Here is a 22,109-nt window from a genome sequence, read left to right as displayed (position 1 = left end):
GCGGACAGGGCCCGGGCAGGGCTGTGGGGCGGGAGCCCTTGCGGGCGCCCGCCCCACAGCCGCGGTGTGTCGCGGGGATCACATCGTCAGCGCGGTGCCGCTACGGCGCGACCTTCTCGATCACGACGCTGCCGGTGCCCGCCGCGGTGCCCCGGGCGTTCACCAGCCGGACCTCGCCGAAGAACTGCCGGCCCTCGGGGGCCGCCCCGGCGACGACGACCTCGGCGCCGACCTGGGCGGACGCGCCGTTGGCCAGGTTCACGGCCTTCGACTCGTCGACCTTGATCTCGCCGAGCGACGCGGAGTAGTACACGTCACGGTAGTCGTACTCGGTGGTCCCGGCCGGGACCGAGTAGCCGTCGATGACGACGGTGTAGGTGCCGGCGGCCGGCTTCACCAGGCTGACCGACTCCTCCGAGCCCGCCGTCGTCGACGCGCCGACCTGGGTGTCGCCCTTGAAGACGTACAGGTCGATGTCGGCGTTGGCGTCCGAGGTGTTGCCCACCGCGATGTCCAGCTTCTCGACGCCCTCGCCGATGGTGACCGTCCTGGTGTACTCGCCACCGGTGGAGATCGACGGGCGCTCGACGTCGGCCGAGCCCAGCGAGCCGCCCTCCAGCTTGCCCTCCAGGTCACCGGCGTTGTTGGTGACCGTCCAGTCGACCGCGGCCGGGGTGCCGATCTTCGCCTCGTCGATGGTGCGCACCGCCGGGTCGAAGGTGGCGCCGAGCAGCGAGACGTCCAGCTTGTACGGGTTGTCCAGCAGCGGCGACGTACGCCGGGCCTCTACCTCGATCTCCCAGACGCCGGGCTGCGGGTCCTTGTAGGAGCGCACGTCCGGGCGGCAGGTGTTGGCCGGGTTCTCGTAGTTCGGGTAGCAGTAGACCGTGGAGCTGTCCTCCACCGCGACCCCGTAGGGGTGGATGGAGATGAAGCGGGTCTGGCTGCCCGAGCGCAGGGCGCTCATCGCGACCTCGAGGGTCTTGGCGCCCTCCGGGACGTTCAGGAAGTACGACGTGGTGCCGTTGCGCTGCACCGAGCCGGACGCCTTGAACGCGTAACCGGGCTTCACCAGGTCCTTGGCGACGACGACCGTGGAGAGGATCTGGTGGTCGACGCCCTTGGTGTTCTTGTCGTCGACCTGGAGGATCGCGCTGTGCACGCCCGCGGAGCCGGGCTTCGCCTGGACCTTGACGGTCACCGGCTTGCCGAGCGGCAGCGAGACCGTGCTCGAACCGGTCAGCTTGAAGGTGCCGTCGTTGTTCTTCCAGGACAGCTTGTGCTTCACGGCCTTGTCCGGGCCCGTGGTGCGGGTGACGACGACGTCGTACGTCTTCTTCTGGCCGGCCTTGAGGCCGCCCTCGCGGTCGTAGAGGCCGGTGCCGAAGCCCGGGGTCTTCAGCGCGAAGTCGATCGCGGTGTCGACCGGGGCCTTCACCGTGTACTCGTGGGCCGGGGAGCCCTTCTTGGAGATCTGCTTCCAGGCGGCGACGATGTCGATCAGACCGGCGCCCTGGGCGTGCGCGGGCACGTCCTTGATGTGGGAGGCGGTGCTGGTCAGCGCGGTCCGCAGATCGGCCGGAGGCAGCTCGATGTGCTTCTGCTTCGCGGCGGACAGCAGCAGCGCCGTGGCGCCGGCGGCCTGCGGCGAGGACATCGAGGTGCCCTGCAGCATGGAGTAGCCGGCCGGGAGCGAGTAGCCGGCCTCCTTGACCGGGCCGCCGGGCAGCCAGGTCTGGGTGGTGTTGATCGAGGCGCCCGGGGCGGTCAGGATCGGCGCGAAGCCGCCGTCCTCACGCGGACCACGCGAGGAGAAGGGCAGCATGTCGTACTTCTTGGTGACGTTCGAGCCGTAGTTGGCCGCCCAGGTCTCCTTGGAGATGGACGCGCCCACCGAGATGACGTGGTCGGCGAGGCCGGGGTCACCGATGGTGTTCACACCCGGGCCGTCGTTGCCGGCCGAGATGACCAGCTGGACGCCGTAGATGTCGATGAGCCGCTTGTAGAGCTCGGCGCGGGCGTTGTTGCCGTCGTTGAGCGGCGGCAGACCGCCGATCGACATGTTGACGACGTCCACCCCGCGGTTGACGACGAGGTCGATCATGCCCTCGGTCAGCGCGATGTTGGTGCAGCCGCCGGACCAGGTGCAGGCGCGCGAGGAGACGATCTTGGCGCCGGGCGCCGCACCGTTCATCTTGCCGCCGAACAGGCTGTTCGCCGCGGTGATGCCCGCGACGTGCGTGCCGTGCTCGCTCTCGATGACGCCGATGTTGACGTAGTCGGCCTTGTCGCCGGCCGCGTTGTAGACGACGTCCTTGCGGGTCTCGACCACGAACGGGATGCGCTCGACGACATCGGTCTTCGGGTTGTCCTTGCCGAAGTAGCCGACCTGGTGGCCGTCCTTGTACGGCTTCAGCACGGCGTCGTTCGTGAAGTTCGCGTCGTTGTCCAGGTCGACGCGGACGGTGCCCTTGACCGGGTCGTAGAGCACGGCCCACACATCGGTGGTGTCGCCGTCCCGGTTGAGGTCCCCGGCCATGTCGCCGCCCTTGGTGGCGGCCTCGGCGAAGAGCTGGATCTTGTAGTCGCCCTTGGGCGCCTTGTAGGTGCGGCCCCCGGCGGTGAAGGTCGGGCCGGTCACCGAGGTGCCCATCCGCAGCCAGGTGCCGTCGCCGTCGCTGACCGGGTCGGTGGCGGTCACCCAGTCGACGATCTTGCGCTCACCGGTGGTGGTCTTCTGGAGCGCGGGGTGGGCGATGTCCACACCGGAGTCCAGGATGCCGATGGTGACGCCGCGGCCGTCGGCCTTCGGGTTCTGCGCGACGAAGTCGACGGCTCCCGTCTCGAAGGACGGGTTGTACGGGTTCTTCGCCGGGGTCTTCTTGCCGGGCGCCGGGGAAGTTCCGGTGGCCTTGAGCTGCTTGGCGCCGGCGACCTGGTCGGCCTTCGGTGTCGGGTCGTCCAGCTCGATCTCCTGCTTGAGGTCGATGCCGTGGACGCTCGACAGCTTCTGCGCCGCCTTGATCGTGGCCTCGGCGGTCGCGGTCGGCACGGTCGCCCGGACGTAACCGAGCTTGTCGTACGTCCGGCCCAGCACGGACCCCTTGACGGCGTCCAGCTGCTCGGCGACCTGCGCGGTCGCGCCGGGCGTGGTGGCGACCATCATCGTGATGTTCTTCTCGCCCTGGGCCTGGGCCTTCGCCAGCAGATCGGCGTCGGCCTCGCCGAGCTTGTCGCCCGTGTCACCGGCGGCGGCCGGCTTGACGGGCGTGGAGGCCGGGTCGTCCGCGGCGAAGACCGGGGCGGCGCCGGTGGCGGCCAGCGCGGCCACCAGACCGGCGGCGGCCGCGATGCGCGCGGCGCGTCTGGCCCCGGGTATGGAGCTGGGGGATTCCTTGGTCATCAGCATCCCTGTGAGTGAAAGAGAGAGTCCGGAATTCGGTACCCGATGACCGCTCAGCATTTCGTAAATGACAGGGGTTTGTGGAGACTTGACGGAGCTTAGACATGCACATGGCGTAGATCCGCCACGGGGGCTCATGCGTCACACGGGACGAATGGGGTGAAATCCCGGTACGTTCCCGGCCACTCACGCGGTCACCTCGGCAGCACCACCACGTAGGCGGCCGGTTCGCGGTCCTCGGCCGCCGCCATCGCCGTACGCACCACCACCGCCTGCTGCGCCATCGCCTCGCGCAGCCTTCCGGGGGTGACCCGGACGACCGTGACCCCCAGCCGCTCCAGGTGTTCCCGGTCCGCGGTGCCCCCCTCACGCGGCGCCGGGGCGCCGATCTCGACCGCGAGCGCCTGCTCGGGCCAGTACGCGTCCACCGCGCCCAGGCACGCCCCGCCGGGCAGGCACAGGTCCACGTTCCACAGCGGCTCCGGCAGCCCGTGGCGGCGCACCATCTCGTACAGCCGGTCCTCCGCGACGGCCCGGCCCTCGGCGAGCAGCTCCTCGACGGCGTCCACCACATGGGCCCGGCCCAGCAGCTTCGCCGCGCTCAGCTCCCGTACGACCGCGGCGGGCTCGCAGTACCCGGCGCGGACCGCCTCCGTCAGCAGCCGGCGCACCGTGGGGGCGTCGGTCAGCGAGGCCACCGCGTCGGCGAGCGCCCGCTCCACCGGGGCCAGCGGCATCCCGAGCCGCGTCTGGGGCCGGGGCGGCACGGCGGCCCGGACCACCTGGACGAACCGGGTCGAGCGCAGCCGCCGGGTGCGTGGCACCAGGACGTCGACCCGGTGCAGGGCGACCACCGGCGGGGCGGCCTCGAAGCCGTACAGGGCCAGCGCCGCCAGGCCCGTCACCATCGCCTCGCCGTACTCCGGGCCGGCCGGCGCCGGCCCGGCGCGCCGCGCGGAGGCGGGCGGCCGGCCGGCGTACAACAGGGCCCCGTGCACCCGCTCCTGATCGGTGGGCGGCCCCGGGTGCAGGAGGAAGACGCCGGGCAGCAACTGCTGCCACGGACCGCCGGGCAGGCACTGCGAGGCGGCCTGCGCGGCACTCACCCCCTCGGCGCGCAACTGCTGGGCGGACCACACGCGGTGGCGGACGCCGTGGAGGGGGTGGGCGGTGAGCGGGGTGTTCCTGTTCATGCTCCGGAGGTTCCCGCATGCCCACCGGCCGGTAACCCGTGTTACACGTCCGTCGACGTACCAGGACATCACCGTACGGAAGCGGGATGGTCCGACGGTCGAAATGACCGGTCACGCCGGGGATTGCACGGCGTGCGCCCCGCGTGCGTGTGCGGGGCGCACGCCCGGGGCTCACGCCGCCGCGTCGCACTCCTGGCCCCGCAGCGCCCGGGCCAGGTCGTCCCGCGCCTCCAGGACGAGGCGCCGGAGCGCCGGGGCCGCGTCCGGGTGCGAGGTCAGCCACGCGTCCGTCGCGGTGAGCGTCGCGGGGTCGTCCTGCAAGCCCGGGAACAGCCCCTTGACCACGTCCATGCCGATCTGGATGGAGCGCTCGGCCCACACCCGCTCGATCGCCTCGAAGTACGCGGCCGTGTACGGCGCCAGCAGCTCCCGCTGCGAGGGCTGCTCGAAGCCCGCGATGGTCGCCTCGACGAACGCGTTGGACAGCTTGTCCGACTCCACGACCACGGCCCACGCCTGCGCCTTGACCGCCGCCGAGGGGCGCGAGGCCAGACACCGCACGTGGTGCCGCTTGCCGGACGCCGTGTCGTCACGGGCCAGCTCGGCGTCGACGGCCGCCTCGTCGGCGACCCCATGCGCGACCAGCGCGGACAGGAACGCCCACCGCAGCTCCTGGTCGACCTCCAGGCCCTCGATCGTGGCCGAGCCGTCCAGCAGCCCGCCCAGCAGCTGGAAGTCGGCCTTCGAGGTGGCCGACGCGGCGAAGAAGCGGGCCCACGTCAGCTGGTGCTGGCTGCCCGCCTCGGCGCGGCGCAGCTCCCGCAGCGCGCCCTCGGCCAGTGCCGTACCGCCCTCCGCGCGCCAGCCGGGGGCGGCGTAGTGCGTCAGGGCCGACCGCGCCCAGGCGTGCAGCATCTGGAGCACGCCGATGTCGCTCTCCCGCCCGGCGAACGCGAGCACCAGCGAGACGAAGTCACGGGCCGGCAGCAGCGCGTCGCGCGTGAGGTTCCACAGCGCGGACCAGCACAGCGCCCGCGCCAGCGGGTCGGTGATGTCACCGAGGTGCCGGCGCAGGGTGGCCAGCGACCGGTCGTCGAAACGGACCTTGCAGTACGTCAGGTCGTCGTCGTTGACCAGCACCAGGTCGGGCTTCTCGGCCCCGGTCAGCTCCGCGACGACGGTCCGTTCCCCGGCCACGTCCGTCTCGGCCCGCGCGTAGCGCACCAGGTCGCCGTCCGGGGTCAGCCGGTACAGGCCCACCGCGACCCGGTGCGGGCGCAGTTCGGGGTGCGAGGCGGCGGCCTCCTGGGTCACGGCGAGCTCCGCGACGCGGCCCTCGTCGTCGTACGCCACCACCGGGGTCAGCACATTGACGCCGGCGGTCTGGAGCCAGGAGCGGGACCAGGCCGTCATGTCGCGCCCGGACGTCTCGGCCAGCACCGACAGCAGGTCGCCCAGCTCGGTGTTGCCGTACGCGTGCTGCTTGAAGTAGCGGCGGGCGCCTTCCAGGAAGGCGTCCCGGCCCACGTACGCCACCAGCTGCTTGAGCACCGAGGCGCCCTTGGCGTAGGTGATGCCGTCGAAGTTCAGCTTGGCGTCCTCCAGGTCGCGGATGTCGGCCGTGACCGGGTGGGTGGAGGGCAGCTGGTCGGCGCGGTAGGCCCAGGCCTTGCGGTTGTTGGCGAAGGTGATCCAGCCGCCCGTGAAGCGGGTCGCCTCGACCATCGAGAAGGAGCCCATGAAGTCCGCGAAGGACTCCTTCAGCCACAGGTCGTCCCACCACTTCATGGTGACCAGGTCGCCGAACCACATGTGCGCCATCTCGTGCAGGATGACGTTGGCACGGCGCTCGTAGGAGGCCGAGGTGACCTTGGACCGGTAGATGTACTCCTCGCGGAAGGTGACGAGGCCCGGGTTCTCCATGGCCCCGAGGTTGTACTCGGGCACGAACGCCTGGTCGTACTTCCCGAACGGGTACGGGTAGTCGAAGTGGTCGTGGAAGAAGTCCAGGCCCTGCTTGGTGATCAGGAAGACGTCGTCCGCGTCGAAGTACCGGGCGAGGCCCTTGCGGCACATGGCGCCGAGCGGGATCTCCAGCGTCGAGCCGTCGTCGAACGTCCGGGTGTAGAGGTCGCTCACGCAGTGGTACGGGCCCGCGAGGACCGTCGTGATGTACGTGGAGATCGGCTTCGTCTCGGCGAACCGCCACACCTCGCCCTCGTGGGACTCCTCCGCGCCGTTGGAGCGGACCGTCCAGCCCTCGGGGGCCGTCACCTCGAAGCGGTAGGGGGCCTTGAGGTCGGGCTGTTCGAAGTTGGCGAAGACGCGGCGGGCGTCGGCCGGCTCGTACTGCGTGTAGAGGTAGACCTCGCCGTCCTCCGGGTCGACGAAGCGGTGCATGCCCTCGCCGGTCCGGCTGTACGCGCAACGCGCGTCGACCACCAGGACGTTCTCGCCCTCGGCGAGGTCGTCCAGCGCGATGCGGGTGCCGTCGAAGACGGCCGCCGGGTCCAGGTCCTTGCCGTTCAGCGTCACCGCGGTCACCGCCGGGGCGAGCAGGTCGGCGAAGGTCGAGGCCCCCGCACGGGCGGCCCGGAAGCGGATCGTGGTCAGTGAGCGGAAGGTGCGCGGACCGGCCTGGCCGTCGTCGGGATCGCCGACGGCGGAACGCAGGTCGAGGGCGACCTCGTAACCGTCGACGGTCAGCAGCTCGGCCCGCTCACGGGCCTCGTCGCGGGACAGGTTTTCACCGGGCACGGAGCACTCCTTTGTGTCTCGGACCGACCGGTCACCGGGGCGGTCGTGCCGCCGGATCCGGTCACCGGTCGGTCCCGATTCGAACGGCTTTGATCCTCGCATGCGGCCCCGCGCGCCCGCGCACGGGAATGGCGGGACGCCCCGGCGGTGTTCAGACGCTCAGGTGGCAGACCGAGCTCATGAGGAGAGACATGCCCGAGAACAGCACGTCGAGGACCCCGGCCGACTTCTGGTTCGATCCGCTCTGTCCCTGGGCCTGGATGACCTCCCGCTGGATGCTGGAGGTGGAGAAGGTCCGCGACGTCGAGGTCCGCTGGCACGTGATGAGCCTGGCCGTCCTCAACGAGAGCAGGCTGGACGAGTTGCCCGAGGAGTACCAGGAGATGATGCGGACCAAGGCCTGGGGCCCGGTCCGCGTGGTCGTCGCCGCCCAGCAGAAGCACGGCGACGAGGTCGTCGGCCCGCTCTACACCGCGCTGGGCACCCGCTTCCACAACAACGGCGAGGGACCCACCCGCGAGGCGGTCGCGGGCGCCCTGGCGGACGTCGGCCTCCCCGCCGAACTGATCGAGTACGCCGACTCCGACGCGTACGACAAGGAGCTGCGCGCCTCCCACCAGGAGGGCATCGACAAGGTCGGCCAGGACGTCGGCACCCCGGTCATCGCCGTCCCCGGTCCCGACGGCGAGCAGATCGCCTTCTTCGGCCCGGTCGTCACGCCCGCCCCCAAGGGCGAGGAGGCGGCGAAGCTCTGGGACGGCACGCTGCTGGTCGCCTCGATCCCGGGCTTCTACGAGATCAAGCGGACCCGCACCCAGGGCCCGGTCTTCGACTGACGGCACCCCCGGCCGGGCGCCGCGGGGCGGGCGGGACTTTCAAGAACACGCCCGCGGGCCCGCGGCGCCCGGACGCCTCCGCCTCACGCCGGAGCCTTGCCGGGCGCACACACGTTCGTCCATGATCTGCGCATGCCAGCAGCCCCACCGGCCGTGAGCCCCGGCCTGCCCCGCCGGATCCGCGTCGGCTACGGGCTCGGCTCCCTGTGCACCGGCACCTTCGCCACCGTGCCCGGGCTGATCCTGCTCTACTACCTCACCGACGTCCTCGCCGTGCCCGCCGCCGTCGCCGGCGCCGCCGTCTTCCTGCCCAAGGCCTGGGACGTCCTGATCAACCCGCTGGTCGGCGCCCTCTGCGACCGCAGCCGGCTGCCCGGCGGGGGACGCCGGGCCTTCCTGCTGATCGGCGCGTGCACCCTGCCGCCGCTCTTCGCCCTGATCTTCGCCGCGCCGCCGCTGCGGGGCGCCGCGGCGGCCGGCTACGTCGCCGTCCTCTTCCTGCTCGCCGCCACCGCGTACGCCGTCTTCCAGGTGCCGTACGTGACGATGCCCGCCGAGATGACCGAGGACCCGCGCGAACGCGGCCGGGTGCTGGGCTGGCGGGTGGGCTTCCTGGGCGTCGCGATCCTGCTCTCCGGCGCCGTCGCCCCGGCGATCGCGCACGCCGACGGGGACACCCCCGCGAGCTACCGCCTGATGGGGGCCGTCGTCGCCGTCCTGCTGGCGGCCGGAATGTTCGGCGCCTGGGCGGCCACCCGGGGCGCCCCCGAGGCCGCCCGCAGCCGGGCCGAACCCTCGCTGCGTGCCCAGCTCGCCGCCGCCCGCTCCCACCGGCCCTTCCTGCACCTGGCGGGGATGTGGACCCTCCAGGCCCTCGCGATCGGGGTGATGCTCGCGGGCGTCCAGTACTTCGCGACGTACACCCTCGGCTCCGCGACCGCCGTCACCTGGCTGTTCGCCTGCCTGATCGGCCCCCTCGTGCTGTTCATGCCGCTGTGGAACCGGCTGGCCCGCCGCAAGGGGGTGCGGTACGCCCAGTGGTGCGCCTCCCTGCTCTACACGGCGGGGGCCGCGGTCCTCGGCCTGACACCGGCGGCCGGCCCCGCCGTCGGGTACGCGTCCGTCGTCCTCGTCGGCATCGCCTACGCCGGACTCCAGCTGCTGCCCCTGACCATGCTCGCCGACACCCTGTCCGCCGACGCCGCCCGCACCGGCGTGCGGCGCGCCGCGACCTTCACCGGGCTGTGGACCGCCGCCGAGACCCTCGCCTTCGCACTGGGCGCCGGGCTGTTCGCCCTGGTCCTGGCCGTGACCGGCTTCCGCTCCTCCGACGCGGCCCACCACGTGTCCCAGCCGGGCGCCGCACTGACCGGGATCGCCGCCGGGATGAGCGTGCTGCCCGCCCTCCTCGGTGCGGCGAGCCTCTGGCTGCTGCACCGCTACCGCGAGCCCGCCACCGATTCCCCGAAGGAAGAGCCCGCCCGTGCCGACTGAACCCCCTGACGAAGCGGCCCTGCCGGACGGCCGCCCCGCCGCCGACGTCCTCGCCGAGCTGCGCGCCCTGCGCGAGGGCGACGCGCCCACCCGGGGCGGCCGCACCTTCGCCTACGTCTACGACGCCGGGCTGGAGGGACTGGACGAGCTGGCCGCCGAGGCGTACACCGCCTTCGCCACCGTCAACGGCCTCGACCCCACGGTCTTCCCGAGCGTGGCCCGGCTGGAGAACGACCTGATCGGCGCGGTCGCAGCCCTGCTCGGCGCCCCCGGGGCCCAGGGCACCTTCACCAGCGGCGGCACCGAGAGCATCCTGCTCGCCGTCAAGGCCGCCCGCGACCAGGCGCGTTCGGTGCGCGGGATCAGCCGCCCCCAGCTGGTGCTGCCCGCCACCGCCCACGCGGCCTTCCACAAGGCCGCCGCCTACCTGGGCGTCGAACCGGTCGTGGTGCCGGTCGACCCGGACACCTTCCGGGCCGACGCCGACGCCATGGCCGCGGCCCTCACCGACCGCACCGCCCTGGTGGTCGCCTCCGCCCCCTCGTACGCCCACGGGGTGATCGACCCGGTCGCCGAGATCGCGGCGGCCGCCGCCGGGCGCGGGGCGCTCTGCCACGTCGACGCCTGCATCGGCGGCTGGATCCTGCCCTACCTGCGGCGGGCCGGCCGGCAGGTGCGACCCTTCGACCTGTCCGTACCCGGCGTGACCTCCCTCTCCGTGGACCTGCACAAGTACGCGTACGCCGACAAGGGCGCGTCCGTGCTTCTCCACCGCGACGCCGAACTGCGCCGCCACCAGTACTTCGCGCACGCCGGCTGGCCCGGCTACCCCGTCGTCAACCCGACCGTGCAGGGCACCAAGTCCGCCGGCCTGCTCGCCCAGGCGTGGGCGGTCCTGCGGCACGTCGGCGAGGACGGCTACACCGCGCTCGCGGGCCGGGTCGCCGACGCCTCGGACCGCCTGCTGAGCGGACTGCGCGCCACCGAGGGCGTCCGCGTGCTCGGCGACCCCGCGGCGGGTCTCGTCGCCTTCACGGTCCTCGGCCCGGGTGACGGCGGGGCGCCCGACCTCAGCCTGCTCCTGCACCTCGCCGACGAGATGCGCGAGCTCGGCTGGTACCTCCAGCCGCAGCTCTCCTTCGACGGGCTGCCGCCCAACCTCCATCTGACGCTCACCCCCGCCACGGTCGGCCAGGTCGACGCCCTTCTGGAGGACCTGGGGACGGCGCTGACGGTGGCGCGGTCGCTGGAGCCGGTGACCGTGGACCCGGGTCTCGCCGAGCTCGCCGCGGCCCTGGACCCGCGGGCACTGGGCCCGGACGAGGTCGCGGCCGTCCTCGCCTTCGCGGGCCTCGGGGAGGGCGGCGGACTGCCCGGCCGCATGGCCCCGGTGCTCGTGCTGCTCGACGCGCTGCCGAACGGCCTCAAGGAGAGGTTGCTGGCGGAGTTCATCGGCTCCGTCTTCCACGTCTGACCCGGGCCGCGCCCTGGTGTCCCGCCATGGGAGAACCCCCGCGAGTCATGTCCTCGCGGGGGTTCTCCGGTGACCCGCCTGCCGGGTGAAGGTTGAGAAGACGATCACGAGGCAGGACGTCCGTGATACCTCAGGGAGCGAGCAGGAGCACGTCCGCGCGCTCCTTGGCGGCGGCGTACCGCTGCGCCACGTCCTGCCAGTTGACGACGCGCCACATCGCCTCGATGAAGTCCACCTTCTGGTTCTTGTACTGGAGGTAGAAGGCGTGCTCCCACGCGTCGAAGACCAGGATCGGGACAGAGCCCTGACCGATGTTGCCCTGGTGGTCGTAGACCTGCTCGACGATCAGCTTGCCGCTGACCGGCTCGTACGCCAGGACGCCCCAGCCGGAGCCCTGCGTGGTCGCCGCGGCCTTCGTCAGCTGGGCCTTGAAGCCCGCGTAGGAGCCGAAGGAGTCGGCGATCGCGTCCGCCAGGTCTCCCACACCGTCCGCCGCGAGGGGCTCGCCGCCGCCGTCGCCGCTCATGTTGTGCCAGTAGATCGAGTGCAGGATGTGGCCGGAGAGGTGGAACGCGAGGCTCTTCTGCAGGCCGTTGACCGCACCCCAGGTCCCCTTGTCGCGGGCCTCCTCCAGCTGCTCCAGGGTGTCGTTCGCCCCCTTGACGTACGCCGCGTGGTGCTTGTCGTGGTGGAGCTCGATGATCTGCGGGTTGATGACCGGTTCGAGCGCCGCGTAGTCGTACGGGAGTTCCGGGAGCGTGTACGTGGCCATGGGTGCGAACCCTCCAACTGCTGACTGGTTGTTATTGCAACTGTGTCGCAATTGCAGGCTAGCAGGAGGAGTGCCCGGAAGTGATCAGCCGATGGTCCTAGGGCTTGTTTCGAAAGTCCCGCCTGTCCGGCGACGCCTGGCACGCACGCTCGCTGCGTTGTCGGTATCGCCCCGATACATCCAGTATCGGGGCGACCCTCCGCCTTGCGATCGCACGCACCAGACGCCGCCGGCCCCGCCCTCCGGGCGGACGGCGCTACTTTCGAAACAAGCCCTAGGTCACGTCGTAACCTCGAAGGCATGACGGGAGAGGGGGAGACGTCGATGGTGTACGTCCGGGAGGGCCGTCCCGCCGAGGCGGCCGAGCTGACCGCGCTGGCCCTGCGGTCCAAGGCGCACTGGGGCTACGACGAGGGGTTCATGGCGGCCTGCCGCGAGGAGCTCGCCGTCCGCCCGGCCGACGTGACCGCGCGGCGTACGGCGGTGGCGGAGCGGGACGGCAGGATCCTGGGCTTCACCATGCTGGACGGGGCGCCGCCCGAGGGTGCCCTCGGCATGATGTTCGTCGAGCCGGACGCCATCGGGCAGGGGGTGGGCCGGCTGCTGTTCGGGCACGCGCGGGAGCAGGCCCGGCGGCTCGGGTTCACCCTGCTCACCATCGACGCCGACCCCAATGCCGAGCCCTTCTACACGGCGATGGGCGCGGTCCGGGTCGGGGCGGTCCCCTCCGGTTCAGTTCCCGGCCGGATGCTGCCGCTGCTGGAACTCGCCCTCACCTGACAGGCTCCGCGCCCGGACGACTGACCCGGCGGCGGGGCGGGGCCGGGGATGTGTGAGGGTGTCCTCGGCCGAGGCGCGTACGTACACATGGGGGTTGTCGTGAGCCGGGTGCTCTATGCCGAGCGGTCCTGGAATCCGCTGGCGCAGACCGTGGAGTTGACCGAGGAACGGCTGCGCAGGGGCGGCAGGACCACGCCGCTGGGTGAGCTGAACCTGGGCGCCATGGCCGAGGCGTACCGGCGCGGGTACTGGCTGGGCGGCGGCGGTGCCGAACGCCCGCTGGACCGGCTCGCGGAGGGCGCCGGGATCGTCCCGTTGACCCGCGTCACCGGCACCGCGACTCCGGTGAAGGCGCGTCAGGCCGCCGATTTCGCCCGCGCGATGGGCGAGCTGGCGGTGCGGCTGTGCGGCGGGCCCGAGCAGGTGGCCGTCCTGGCGGCCCGGGCCGAGGCCGAGGGCGTGCCGCTGTGGATCGCGCGGCGGCTCGCGGACGGACCCGCCGGGCCGGTCGCCGTCGCCGTGGACCGGCGCCTGGTGCGCGTGGACGTATGGGGGCCGCATGCCCCCGTCGTACGGATCCGCGCGCCCCGCGGCTTCCAGGGCGACGGCCCCGATCCGTCCAAGGGCCTGCGTCTGACCGTCGGCGACGCCGCGGCGGAGCTCGTGCTCACCAAGAAGCGACGCAAGTCCAGGAGCGTCGTGGAGGCGCGGCTGCCCGGGGCGCACTGGGTGCTGCGGCGGGAGAACGCGACGAGTTCCTGGCTGCTGCGCGGCGAGCAGCGCGTCGCCCTGCTGGCCCGCCCCCCGCGCCGGCCCGCCCGCGGGCCGGACACGCTGCTGCGGCCGCTGGCCCCGGTGCGCCACGAGAGCACCGACCCGCTGGACGCCGTCATGGCCCACCTCTTCGCCGCCGCCTTCGGAATGGGCGACACGACCGGTACGGCACGGTTCCGGTCGGAGCGGTACGTGGGGAGCGGGGGCGAGCCGGTCGCCACCGACGTGGCGTGGGACCGCCCGTGGTTCAGCAACCTCGGCAACGGCAGCGACGACAACGAGCCCGGTGGCGGCGACGGCTGGGGCGCCGACGGAGGCGACGGCGGGGACTCCGGCGGCGGCGACTCCGGCGGCGGTGACAGCGGCGGCGGTGACGGCGGCGGGGGCGACTGACGCAGCCGGGGCCCTCGCGCCGCAGCCCCGGCGCGAGGGCCAGCGTGACCGCGACCGAGGCGAGCGCCATCAGGGCGATCGCCGTCCCGGCGGAGGTGTGCTGCGCCACCGATCCCGCCAGCGCCGCCGCCACGCCCTGCGTCGACAGCATCCCGGAGGAGTGCAGGCCGAGCGCCTGGCCCGTCATCGCGTCCGGGGTGAGTGCCATCAGGCGCCCCTGGAGGAGCAGACTCGCCGAGAAACCGGTGGACGCCACGGCGGCCAGGACCAGAGCCCACGGCAGGCCGGGCCGCAGCGCGAACAGCAGATAGGGCGAGGCCAGCAGCAGGAGCAGCCGGACGGCGGCCGTACCCCGGTGACGGGCCGGGAGGAACCGGCCGGTCAAGGTGTCCCCGGCCAGCATCCCGAGCGCCGCGCAGGCGAACAGCGGCCCCGCCCCGTCCGGCCGGTACGGGACGAAGAGCGATTCGCAGCCGACCACCAGCCCGTTGGGCACCCACAGCGCGAGGTACACCCTCCGGCGCGGCGCCGACGACCACAGCAGCGCGTTCGTCCGCCAGGTCGCGCCCACCGACGGCCGGCCCACCACCCGGGGCGGCCGCCGGACGAGACCGAACCGGGTGACGGCCGCCCCGGCCAGGTACAGGCCCGCCGCGACGAGCAGGGTCCCGCGCGCGGACATCACGGCCACCAGGGCGCCGCCCACGGCGTACCCGGCGACCTGCACCGACCCCGAGCACATGTTGAGCACCGAACGCCCCAGCAGCCAGGCGTCCTTGGGCAGGATCTCGGAGAGCAGCCCGTACCGCACGCCACCCGCCACCGCCGCGAGGGCCCCCAGCCCGAGGAGCACGGTGAACACCGCGGGCAACGGCAGGCCGGGAAGCGCCAGGACGGCCGTGCCGATACCGAAGGCGAGCGCCGAACAGGTCAGCGCGGCACGCGGCGGCAGCCGGTCCGCCGCCGACATCAGCAGCGTCGCGCCGACCAGTTGCGCCGACGAGGAGCCGAACATCGACAGCGCGGACAGCAGTGGCGACCCGGTCGAGGTGAACACCAGGACGCCGAGGGCGAGCCCGCTCGTGGTGGAGGCGGCACCCTGCAGGGCCCCGGCCGTGAAGAGGGGCCCGAACTGCGGGGCCCGGAACACGTCGCGGTAGGTGAGCATGGCCGGGAGTCTCGGCCCGGCGGCGGCGGGACCGTTACTGTTTCGCGGGGAGGCGAAACCATGGGCTGGTGGCGGATCAGCGCGGACACCCTGGCGGCCGGACGCTTCCTCGTCTCGGAGCTGGTCGAGACGACCGCGACCCTCCAGGCCCTGGAGTGCGGCACCGCCTCCCACCCGGCCGAACGCGCCTGGTTCGACCGGCACCGCCCCGCCTACCGGGAGCGGCTCGCCGGTGACCCGGTCACCGCGCGGCTCGTGACGGTCGGCCTCGGCGGCCTCTGGAACGCGGACTTCCTCACCCCCACACCCACCGGGAACAGCGCCTTCGCCCAGGACCTGGCCCGGGTGCGGCAGACGTCGCCCGACCAGGCGCGGGCCGATCTGGAGGTCTGTGGAGGAGGCCCGCTGCCGGCCGTGCTGCGCCGTACCGACCTGCCCGAGAAGGCGGCGGACCTGCTGGCATGGGTGTGGGAGCAGATCGTGCGCCCCGACTGGCCCCGCCGTCGCCGGATCATGGAGGCGGACATCGTGGCGCGCGCCGGGCAGCTGAGCCAGGGCGGGTGGGCCGCCGCGCTGGACGCGATGAATCCCGGCATGCGCTGGCTCGGCGGCAGCCGGCTCCAGGTCAATCCGCGTGACTACCCACCGCGCGAACTCGCCGGTGCCGCCCTGGCGTTCGTCCCGGTCACGCCGCGCCGGGGCTGGGTCTCCTGGGACGCGGAGGAACAGCGTTACGCCGTGGTGTACGCCTGTGCCGGTGCCCTGTCGGACGCGGACCGGCAGTCCGTCCCGGACACCCTCGGCCGCCTGCTGGGGCCCGCCCGTGCCGGGGTGCTCGTCCGGCTCGGCAGCCCGAAGAGCACGACCCAGCTCGTGGCGCTGACCGGCCAGGGGCTGGGCTCGGTCGGCCGCCATCTGAAGGTGCTGACCGAGGCGGGGCTGACCGGACGCCGGCGGTCGGGCCGGTCGGTGCTCTACTTCCGTACGGAGGCCGGCGAGGTCCTCGTACGGGCTCAGCGGCCGCCGGGCTGAGGGGCCGCCGCCTCCAGCGCGTCGAGGTCGCCGGCCATGAGCGTGCGCACGTGCGCGGTGAGGTGCTCGGCGGGCCAGTCCCACCAGGCCAGCGCGAGCAGCCGGGCGACGTCCGCGTCGTCGTACCGGACACGGATCAGCCGGGCCGGATCGCCGCCGACCACGCCGTAGTCCGGTACGTCGCGGGTGACGACCGAACCGGCCGCGACGATCGCGCCGTTGCCGATCCGGACGCCCGGCATCACCGTCGCCCCGTTGCCGAGCCACACGTCGTGGCCCACCACCGTGTCGCCCCGCACCGGCAGGCCGCTCAACAGGTCGGCGTGGTCGGCCCACGCGCCGCCCAGCATGGGGAAGGGAAAGGTGGACGGGCCGTCCATACGGTGGTTGGCGCCGTTCATCAGGAACCGCACCCCGGTCGCCAGCGCGCAGTACCTGCCGATGACGAGTCGCTCCGGGCCGTAGTGGTACAGCACGTTGCGGGCCTCGAACTCCGTCGCGTGCTCGGGGTCGTCGTAGTACGAGTAGTCACCGACCTCGATCAGCGGCGACGTCACCAGCGGCTTCAGCTGGACCACCCGCGGCTGGCCCGCCGTCGGGTGCAGTACGGAGGGGTCGGGAGGCGAGGAGGTCATCCGGACACCCTCTCAGCGCGGCCGCCGGCCGCCAAGGGAATATCAGGCGCCCGGCGTGCGCGCGGCCCGCTTCTGCCGTACCAGGCCGACGACGACCAGTACCGCCGTCAGAGCCCCGGTCGCCAGCAGTTGGTCCCGGGTGTCCGGCTGACGCAGCATCAGCAGGAAGATGCCCAGCATGGCCAGCAGTGCCACGACGGTCAGGACCGGGAAGAGCCACATCCGCACGACGAGCTTCTCGGGCGCCCGGCGTTCCAGCCGGCTGCGCAGGATCAGCTGGGAGACGGCGATGAAGATCCAGACGACCAGGATCACCGCGCCGATCATGTTGAGCAGCCACGGGAAGACGTCGTCGGGACGCCAGTAGCTGAGGAGCACGCACAGGAAGCCGAAGAGGGAGGAGACCAGCACAGCGGTGCGCGGGACGCCGGAGGAGACGGTGCCGAGCCGCTTCGGCCCCTGACCGCGCGCCACCAGGGAGCACGCCATGCGCGAGGCGCCGTAGATGTTGGCGTTCATCGCGGAGAGCAGGGCGATCAGGATGACCACGTTCATGATCTCCGCGGCGCCGCTGATACCGAGGTGGTCGAGCATCGCGTAGAACGGCCCGACCTCGGCGACCTTCGGATCGTCCCAGGGGACGAGGGCGACGATGACCGCCATCGAGCCGACGTAGAACACCGCGATCCGCCACATCGCCGTGCGCACGGCCTTGGCGACGCCCCGCACCGGGTCCTCCGACTCGGCCGCCGCGATGGTGACGGTCTCCAGACCGCCGTACGCGAACACGGAGGCCAGCAACCCGATGATGAACCCCTCCGAACCGTTCGGCAGGAAGCCGCCCTCGCCGGTGAGGTTCGAGGTACCGGGGGAGTCGGTGCCGGGCAGCACGCCGAGGATCGCGAGCAGGCCGAGCACCAGGAAGAGGGTGATCGCGATCACCTTGAGGGCGGCGAACCAGAACTCGAACTCGCCGAAGTTCTTCACGGCCGCCAGGTTGGTGCCGAGGAAGATCACCATGAAGAGCGCGACCCAGGCCCACTCCGGTGTGCCCGGCAGCCAGCCCGTCACGATCTGCGCGGCGCCGATGCCCTCCAGGCCGACGGCCACGCAGAGCAGCACCCAGAAGGCCCACCCGGCGGTGAAGCCGGCCCACGGGCCGATGGCCCGCTCGGCGTGGACGGAGAAGGAGCCGGAGGCCGGGTTGGCGGCCGACATCTCACCGAGCATCCGCATCACGAACATCACCAGCAGTCCGGAGATGCCGTACGCGATGACGATGGAGGGCCCCGCCGCGGCGATACCGGCGCCGGAGCCGACGAACAGCCCCGCCCCGATGACACCGCCCAGGGCGATCATCGAGAGGTGGCGCTGCTTCAGGCCGTGGGTGAGGGCGGAGTCGGTGGGATGTGCGGCGTCCGTGGGGGGCGGCGCGGAGGTCCGGGACATGGACGGCTCTGTTCACTGGGCGGGACGGGGTCGGACCACAGTCTGAACACGCGCCCCGTTCACGGGGAACGGATGTCCGCAATACGGTCACCGGGCTCACACAAGGTGTACACCCGCACACAACCCGCCGCCCCGGCGGGTTATGGGGACCCTACAGTCACCCCGGAATCGCCCGCACCGGCCCGGAGGCCGAAACCGTGCCTTTGCCAGCGTGACAAGCATCACGCCGACGGATGATTACGGCGGTTGTCTTGTGCGGATCCCACCAATGCCTCACCGGCCGCTTTGTCGGCGGCCGACGGTGATCGCGCACGGCCCGGTCGGCTAACGTCGCCTCAGTCCCTCCTGCCCACCCTCACCCGCGGAGTCCCGATGAGCACTGCTGCCGCCCCCGTCCGTTCCGGAGCGGTCCTCGCCGACCTGCTGCCCGCAGCCCGGCACCGCTACGCGGTGGACACCGCGCTGGTCGCCGGCGGCGCCGTCCTCACCGGGATCGCCGCCCAGATCGCCGTGCCCGTCCCGGGCTCCCCGGTCCCGGTCACCGGCCAGACCTTCGCGGCCCTGCTCATCGGCACCGCGCTCGGCGCCCGCCGCGGCTTCCTCTCCCTCGCCCTGTACGCGCTCGTCGGCATGGCGGGCGTGCCGTGGTTCTCCGAGGGCACCTCGGGTCCGGGCGGCGCCTCCTTCGGCTACGTCCTCGGCATGCTGCTCGCCGCCACCGTCGTCGGCGGCCTCGCCCGCCGGGGCGGCGACCGCTCCGTGCTGCGCACCGCCGGCACGATGGCCGTCGGCTCCCTGGTCGTCTACGCGGTCGGCGTTCCGTACCTGGCGCTCTCCACCGGGATGTCGGCGAGCGCCGCCGTCGCCGCGGGCCTGGTGCCGTTCCTGGTCGGTGACGCGCTGAAGGCCGCCCTGGCCATGGGGGCGCTGCCCGCCTCCTGGAAGCTCATCGGGCGTCGCGGCTGACGCCGTACGGACCGCCGAAGAGGCTCGCCGGGTCGTAGCGCGACACCAGACCGGCGAGCCTCTCGCGTGTCCGGGGGGCGTGGAAGCCGTCGGTGCGGTCGCCCCCGCCGAAGGAGAAGTTCAGCGCCCGGCCCATGAGGTGCGGCGCGAGCAGCCCGGTCACCTCCCCGTACAACGACCGGACGGCCGCCACGTCCGTGCCGCCCAGCGGGGACAGCAGCCGCAGCAGGAAGCCCGCCTCCCGGTAGGGCACCGCGCCGGCGGCGGCGGGCGGCGCGGCGAGCGCGCCGCCCAGGTGGTTGAGCTGCACCACCGTCATCATCGGCGCCTGCGGACCGGTCAGCTCCAGCACCCGCGCGGCCGCCACCGCGTCGAGATCGCGCAGCACCGCGCTGTCCCCGTAGTAGGCGTGCGGGAACGGCGGGTCGCTGTGGATCGTGTGGCTCTCGGTGTACGGCATCTCCCGCAGCGAGTCGGAGGCCACCGGAGCCGTCGTCCGCAGCGGCGCCACCAGCGCCTCGCCGTCCGCGGCGCCGCCGGTGTACGCGATCCGCACCGAGACCAGGTACCGGCCCCGCACCGCCTCGGGCACCTGGGGCAGATCGGGGTAGGTCATCGCCGACAGCGAGGACGTGCAGGTGTCCGGCAGGGTCCGGGTCCACTCCAGATAGCCCCGCACCACCTCGGCCGCGTGCTCCCCGTCGTAGGCCACCGCCCCGCCGTACAGCCGCGCCACGGGCACCAGGCCGATCTCCAGCCCCGTCACGACTCCCAGGCGGTGGCCGCCGCCCCGCAGCCCCCAGAAGAGGTCCGGCTCGCCCGTCGGCGTGACCTCGCGCGCGACCCCGTCCGCGGTCACCACGTCCAGTGAGCGGACGTGGTCGGCGGCGTAGCCGAACTCGCGGGCCAGGATGCCCAGTCCGCCGCCGAGCGTGTAGGAGACGGCCCCCACGCCCGGGGACGAGCCGTTGAGCGGGGCGAGGCCGTGGACGGCGGCCGCCTCGATCACCCGGCCCCAGGGCGTACCGGCCGCGACACGGGCGGTGTGCCGCTCCGGGTCGACCGTGACGCCGTCCATCCGGTGGGTGGCGATCAGCATCCCGCCCTCGACGGGCCCCGGCAGCCCGTGCCCGGTGGCGTGCACCGCGACGGACAGCCGGCGGTCGGCGGCCCGGCGCACCGCCTCCCGTACGTCGGCCGCGTCGGCGGCGTCCACCAGGACGCCGGGGGAGAGGGTGAAGCCGGTCTGGAAACTGGCGGGGGCGGCGGTCATGACGAAGGCTCTCCGTTCGCTCGCTGGTGGCGTGGCGAAGGAGAGCCTTCCGCTGATACCTGACACCTGCCGTCAGGTATCGGCGCCGGTCACTCGACCGGGGTGGCACCCGCCTTCCGGCCGCGGGCCTCACGCACCAGCGAGACAGCAACCACCAGGGCGGCGACCAGCAGTGAGAGCAGCACCTGCTCGCGGCCCGCGTCGTCGGTCAGCATGTAGACCAGCACGAACGAGATCATCGCGATCGTCGCCCAGGTCAGGTAGGGGAAGAGCCACATCCTGACGACCAGCTTCTCGGGCTGCTCGCGCAGGATGATGCCGCGCATCCGCAGTTGCGTGAAGCAGATGACCAGCCAGACGAACAGGGCGACGGCGCCGGAGGAGTTCAGCAGGAACTGGAACACCGTGTCGGGCCACTGGTAGTTGAAGAAGACCGCCACGAAGCCGAACACGACGGACGAGAGGATGGCCGCCTGCGGCACACCCCGCTTGTTGACCCGGGCGAAGGCCTGGGGGGCGTCGCCGCGCCGGCCGAGCGAGAAGGCCATCCGGGACGCGGTGTACAGGCCGGAGTTGAGGCAGGACAGCACCGCCGTGAGCACGATGACGTTCATGACCTGCCCGGCGTGCGGGATGCCGATGGAGTTGAGCGCGGCGACGTACGAACCGTCCTTGACGATCGAGGCGTCGTTCCACGGCAGCAGCGTCAGGACGACGAAGATCGAGCCCAGGTAGAAGACGGCGATACGCCAGATCACGCTGTTGGTGGCCTTGGAGACGGCCCGCTGCGGATTCGAGGACTCACCGGCGGCCAGCGTCACGATCTCGCTGCCCATGAAGGAGAAGACGACCATCAGGATGCCGGTGAGGATCGCCCCCGGTCCCTCGGGGAAGAACCCTCCGGCGTCCGTGAGGTGCGCGAAGCCCGCACCGGGGTTGTCCGACCCCGGCAGCACGCCGAAGACGGCGAGCAGGCCGACGACGACGAAGGCGCCGATCGCCACCACCTTGATCCCGGCGAACCAGAACTCGAACTCCCCGTAGCTGCCGACCGAGACCAGATTGGTCGCGGTCAGCACCACCATGACGATCAGCGACCAGGCCCATTGGGGCACCGCCGGGACCCAGCCCTCCAGGATCGTGGCGCCCGCCGTGGCCTCCACGGCGAGCACCACGACCCAGAAGAACCAGTACAGCCAGCCGATCGAGAAACCGGCCCAGCGGCCCAGGGCCCGGTCGGCGTAGGCGGAGAAGGAGCCGGAGGTCGGCCGGGCGGCGGCCATCTCCCCGAGCATCCGCATGACGAGGACGACCATCATGCCGACCAGGGCGTACGACACCAGGATGGCCGGTCCGGCCGCGGCGATGCCGGCGCTGGAACCGACGAAGAGCCCGGCACCGATGACACCGCCGATGGCGATCATCGACAGGTGCCGGTTCTTGAGGCCGGCCTGGAGCCCGTCGTCGGAACCCTGCTTGCCCGGCTCACCGGGCTGTTGTCCCGGCTCCGCCATCGTTGTCTGGGACGTCATGGATCGAATCCTTACGTTTTCTGATCATGGGTCTCGGGCTTGCCGCGGCAGTGGTGGTGCCACGGCGGGACCAGGCATTCAAGCCCGGCCGGGGCACGGAACGGAAGCCCGACCTCCGTTTTTTTGACCCGATCGTTGCCCGAGTGCCATGCCCCACAGGCACCCCCGGAACCGGCCG

At 72.5% G+C, this 22,109-nt stretch carries 15 protein-coding genes; 6 read left to right on the top strand and 9 right to left on the bottom strand.

The window, feature by feature from the left end; translation table 11 throughout:
- Positions 1-100: 100 nt before the first annotated feature.
- The 3 genes from SACTE_RS10195 to pepN form a co-directional block, all read right to left on the bottom strand.
- Positions 101-3,403 carry a S8 family serine peptidase gene (locus tag SACTE_RS10195; protein ID WP_014045952.1) on the bottom strand — a complete coding sequence of 1,101 codons (3,303 nt, stop codon included), beginning with the start codon at positions 3,401-3,403 and terminating at the stop codon, positions 101-103.
- Positions 3,404-3,597: 194 nt separating this feature from the next.
- A complete protein-coding gene (locus tag SACTE_RS10190; protein ID WP_014045951.1) occupies positions 3,598-4,596 on the bottom strand; it encodes a hypothetical protein in 999 nt (332 codons plus the stop codon).
- Between the two features lie 171 nt (positions 4,597-4,767).
- The gene (pepN, locus tag SACTE_RS10185) at positions 4,768-7,353 is read right to left on the bottom strand and encodes an aminopeptidase N (protein ID WP_014045950.1); all 2,586 of its coding nucleotides are present in this window, start codon (positions 7,351-7,353) and stop codon (positions 4,768-4,770) included.
- A gap of 191 nt (positions 7,354-7,544) precedes the next feature.
- Here pepN and SACTE_RS10180 point away from each other — a divergent pair, with 191 nt between their 5' ends.
- The 3 genes from SACTE_RS10180 to SACTE_RS10170 all read left to right on the top strand — a co-directional run bounded on the left by SACTE_RS10180 (position 7,545) and on the right by SACTE_RS10170 (position 11,157).
- Positions 7,545-8,189, top strand: a complete 645-nt coding sequence (locus SACTE_RS10180) for a DsbA family protein (protein WP_014045949.1) — start codon at positions 7,545-7,547, stop codon at positions 8,187-8,189.
- Between the two features lie 132 nt (positions 8,190-8,321).
- Complete coding sequence (locus tag SACTE_RS10175) at positions 8,322-9,683, top strand: MFS transporter (RefSeq protein ID WP_014045948.1); 1,362 nt, start codon at positions 8,322-8,324, stop codon at positions 9,681-9,683.
- Positions 9,673-11,157, top strand: coding sequence for an aminotransferase class V-fold PLP-dependent enzyme (locus SACTE_RS10170; protein ID WP_014045947.1), 1,485 nt, complete (start codon positions 9,673-9,675; stop codon positions 11,155-11,157). The genes SACTE_RS10175 and SACTE_RS10170 overlap by 11 nt, the downstream gene beginning before the upstream one ends.
- Before the next feature lie 130 nt (positions 11,158-11,287).
- On the opposite strand, the gene SACTE_RS10165 is transcribed toward SACTE_RS10170, so the two are convergent.
- The gene (locus SACTE_RS10165; protein WP_014045946.1) at positions 11,288-11,929 is read right to left on the bottom strand and encodes a superoxide dismutase; all 642 of its coding nucleotides are present in this window, start codon (positions 11,927-11,929) and stop codon (positions 11,288-11,290) included.
- 324 nt (positions 11,930-12,253) lie between these two features.
- On the opposite strand from SACTE_RS10165, the gene SACTE_RS10160 reads away from it, so the two are divergent.
- Entirely contained in the window at positions 12,254-12,709 is a 456-nt protein-coding gene (locus SACTE_RS10160; RefSeq protein WP_014045945.1) for a GNAT family N-acetyltransferase, read from the top strand.
- 1,021 nt (positions 12,710-13,730) lie between these two features.
- Here SACTE_RS10160 and SACTE_RS10155 read toward each other — a convergent pair.
- Positions 13,731-15,044: an MFS transporter gene (locus SACTE_RS10155; RefSeq protein ID WP_014045944.1), complete on the bottom strand. Its 1,314-nt coding sequence runs from the start codon at positions 15,042-15,044 to the stop codon at positions 13,731-13,733.
- 60 nt (positions 15,045-15,104) lie between these two features.
- Here SACTE_RS10155 and SACTE_RS10150 point away from each other — a divergent pair, with 60 nt between their 5' ends.
- Positions 15,105-16,076 (top strand): winged helix-turn-helix domain-containing protein, encoded by a 972-nt coding sequence (locus SACTE_RS10150; RefSeq protein WP_014045943.1) that lies wholly within the window; start codon positions 15,105-15,107, stop codon positions 16,074-16,076.
- On the opposite strand, the gene SACTE_RS10145 is transcribed toward SACTE_RS10150, so the two are convergent.
- On the bottom strand, positions 16,058-16,711 hold the full coding sequence (locus SACTE_RS10145; RefSeq protein ID WP_014045942.1) for a CatB-related O-acetyltransferase: 654 nt from the start codon (positions 16,709-16,711) through the stop codon (positions 16,058-16,060). The two genes, SACTE_RS10150 and SACTE_RS10145, sit on opposite strands and share 19 nt — an antisense overlap.
- A gap of 42 nt (positions 16,712-16,753) precedes the next feature.
- A complete protein-coding gene (locus SACTE_RS10140) occupies positions 16,754-18,160 on the bottom strand; it encodes an amino acid permease (protein ID WP_014045941.1) in 1,407 nt (468 codons plus the stop codon).
- Between the two features lie 372 nt (positions 18,161-18,532).
- On the opposite strand from SACTE_RS10140, the gene SACTE_RS10135 reads away from it, so the two are divergent.
- Positions 18,533-19,126 carry a biotin transporter BioY gene (locus tag SACTE_RS10135; protein WP_014045940.1) on the top strand — a complete coding sequence of 198 codons (594 nt, stop codon included), beginning with the start codon at positions 18,533-18,535 and terminating at the stop codon, positions 19,124-19,126.
- On the opposite strand, the gene SACTE_RS10130 is transcribed toward SACTE_RS10135, so the two are convergent.
- On the bottom strand, positions 19,107-20,399 hold the full coding sequence (locus tag SACTE_RS10130) for an FAD-dependent oxidoreductase (protein WP_014045939.1): 1,293 nt from the start codon (positions 20,397-20,399) through the stop codon (positions 19,107-19,109). The genes SACTE_RS10135 and SACTE_RS10130 overlap by 20 nt on opposite strands.
- A gap of 89 nt (positions 20,400-20,488) precedes the next feature.
- Positions 20,489-21,931 carry an amino acid permease gene (locus SACTE_RS10125; RefSeq protein ID WP_014045938.1) on the bottom strand — a complete coding sequence of 481 codons (1,443 nt, stop codon included), beginning with the start codon at positions 21,929-21,931 and terminating at the stop codon, positions 20,489-20,491.
- Between the last annotated feature and the right edge of the window lie 178 nt (positions 21,932-22,109).

The organism is Streptomyces sp. SirexAA-E (genome assembly GCF_000177195.2).
GTDB lineage: Bacteria > Actinomycetota > Actinomycetes > Streptomycetales > Streptomycetaceae > Streptomyces > Streptomyces flavovirens.
The sequence above is the reverse complement of the archived record's forward strand: the minus strand, read 5'-3'. Positions and strand labels throughout refer to the sequence as shown.

What these genes read in the sequence shown, in the direction of transcription:
- SACTE_RS10190 (WP_014045951.1), bottom strand. Translation starts at nt 4,596, where the DNA reads ATGAACAGGAACACCCCGCTCACCGCCCACCCCCTCCACGGCGTCCGC.
- SACTE_RS10155 (WP_014045944.1), bottom strand. Translation starts at nt 15,044, where the DNA reads ATGCTCACCTACCGCGACGTGTTCCGGGCCCCGCAGTTCGGGCCCCTC.
- SACTE_RS10135 (WP_014045940.1), top strand. Translation starts at nt 18,533, where the DNA reads ATGAGCACTGCTGCCGCCCCCGTCCGTTCCGGAGCGGTCCTCGCCGAC.
- SACTE_RS10145 (WP_014045942.1), bottom strand. Translation starts at nt 16,711, where the DNA reads ATGACCTCCTCGCCTCCCGACCCCTCCGTACTGCACCCGACGGCGGGC.
- SACTE_RS10160 (WP_014045945.1), top strand. Translation starts at nt 12,254, where the DNA reads ATGGTGTACGTCCGGGAGGGCCGTCCCGCCGAGGCGGCCGAGCTGACC.
- SACTE_RS10140 (WP_014045941.1), bottom strand. Translation starts at nt 18,160, where the DNA reads ATGTCCCGGACCTCCGCGCCGCCCCCCACGGACGCCGCACATCCCACC.
- SACTE_RS10130 (WP_014045939.1), bottom strand. Translation starts at nt 20,399, where the DNA reads ATGACCGCCGCCCCCGCCAGTTTCCAGACCGGCTTCACCCTCTCCCCC.
- SACTE_RS10195 (WP_014045952.1), bottom strand. Translation starts at nt 3,403, where the DNA reads ATGACCAAGGAATCCCCCAGCTCCATACCCGGGGCCAGACGCGCCGCG.
- SACTE_RS10150 (WP_014045943.1), top strand. Translation starts at nt 15,105, where the DNA reads ATGGGCTGGTGGCGGATCAGCGCGGACACCCTGGCGGCCGGACGCTTC.
- SACTE_RS10165 (WP_014045946.1), bottom strand. Translation starts at nt 11,929, where the DNA reads ATGGCCACGTACACGCTCCCGGAACTCCCGTACGACTACGCGGCGCTC.
- SACTE_RS10180 (WP_014045949.1), top strand. Translation starts at nt 7,545, where the DNA reads ATGCCCGAGAACAGCACGTCGAGGACCCCGGCCGACTTCTGGTTCGAT.
- SACTE_RS10175 (WP_014045948.1), top strand. Translation starts at nt 8,322, where the DNA reads ATGCCAGCAGCCCCACCGGCCGTGAGCCCCGGCCTGCCCCGCCGGATC.
- SACTE_RS10125 (WP_014045938.1), bottom strand. Translation starts at nt 21,931, where the DNA reads ATGACGTCCCAGACAACGATGGCGGAGCCGGGACAACAGCCCGGTGAG.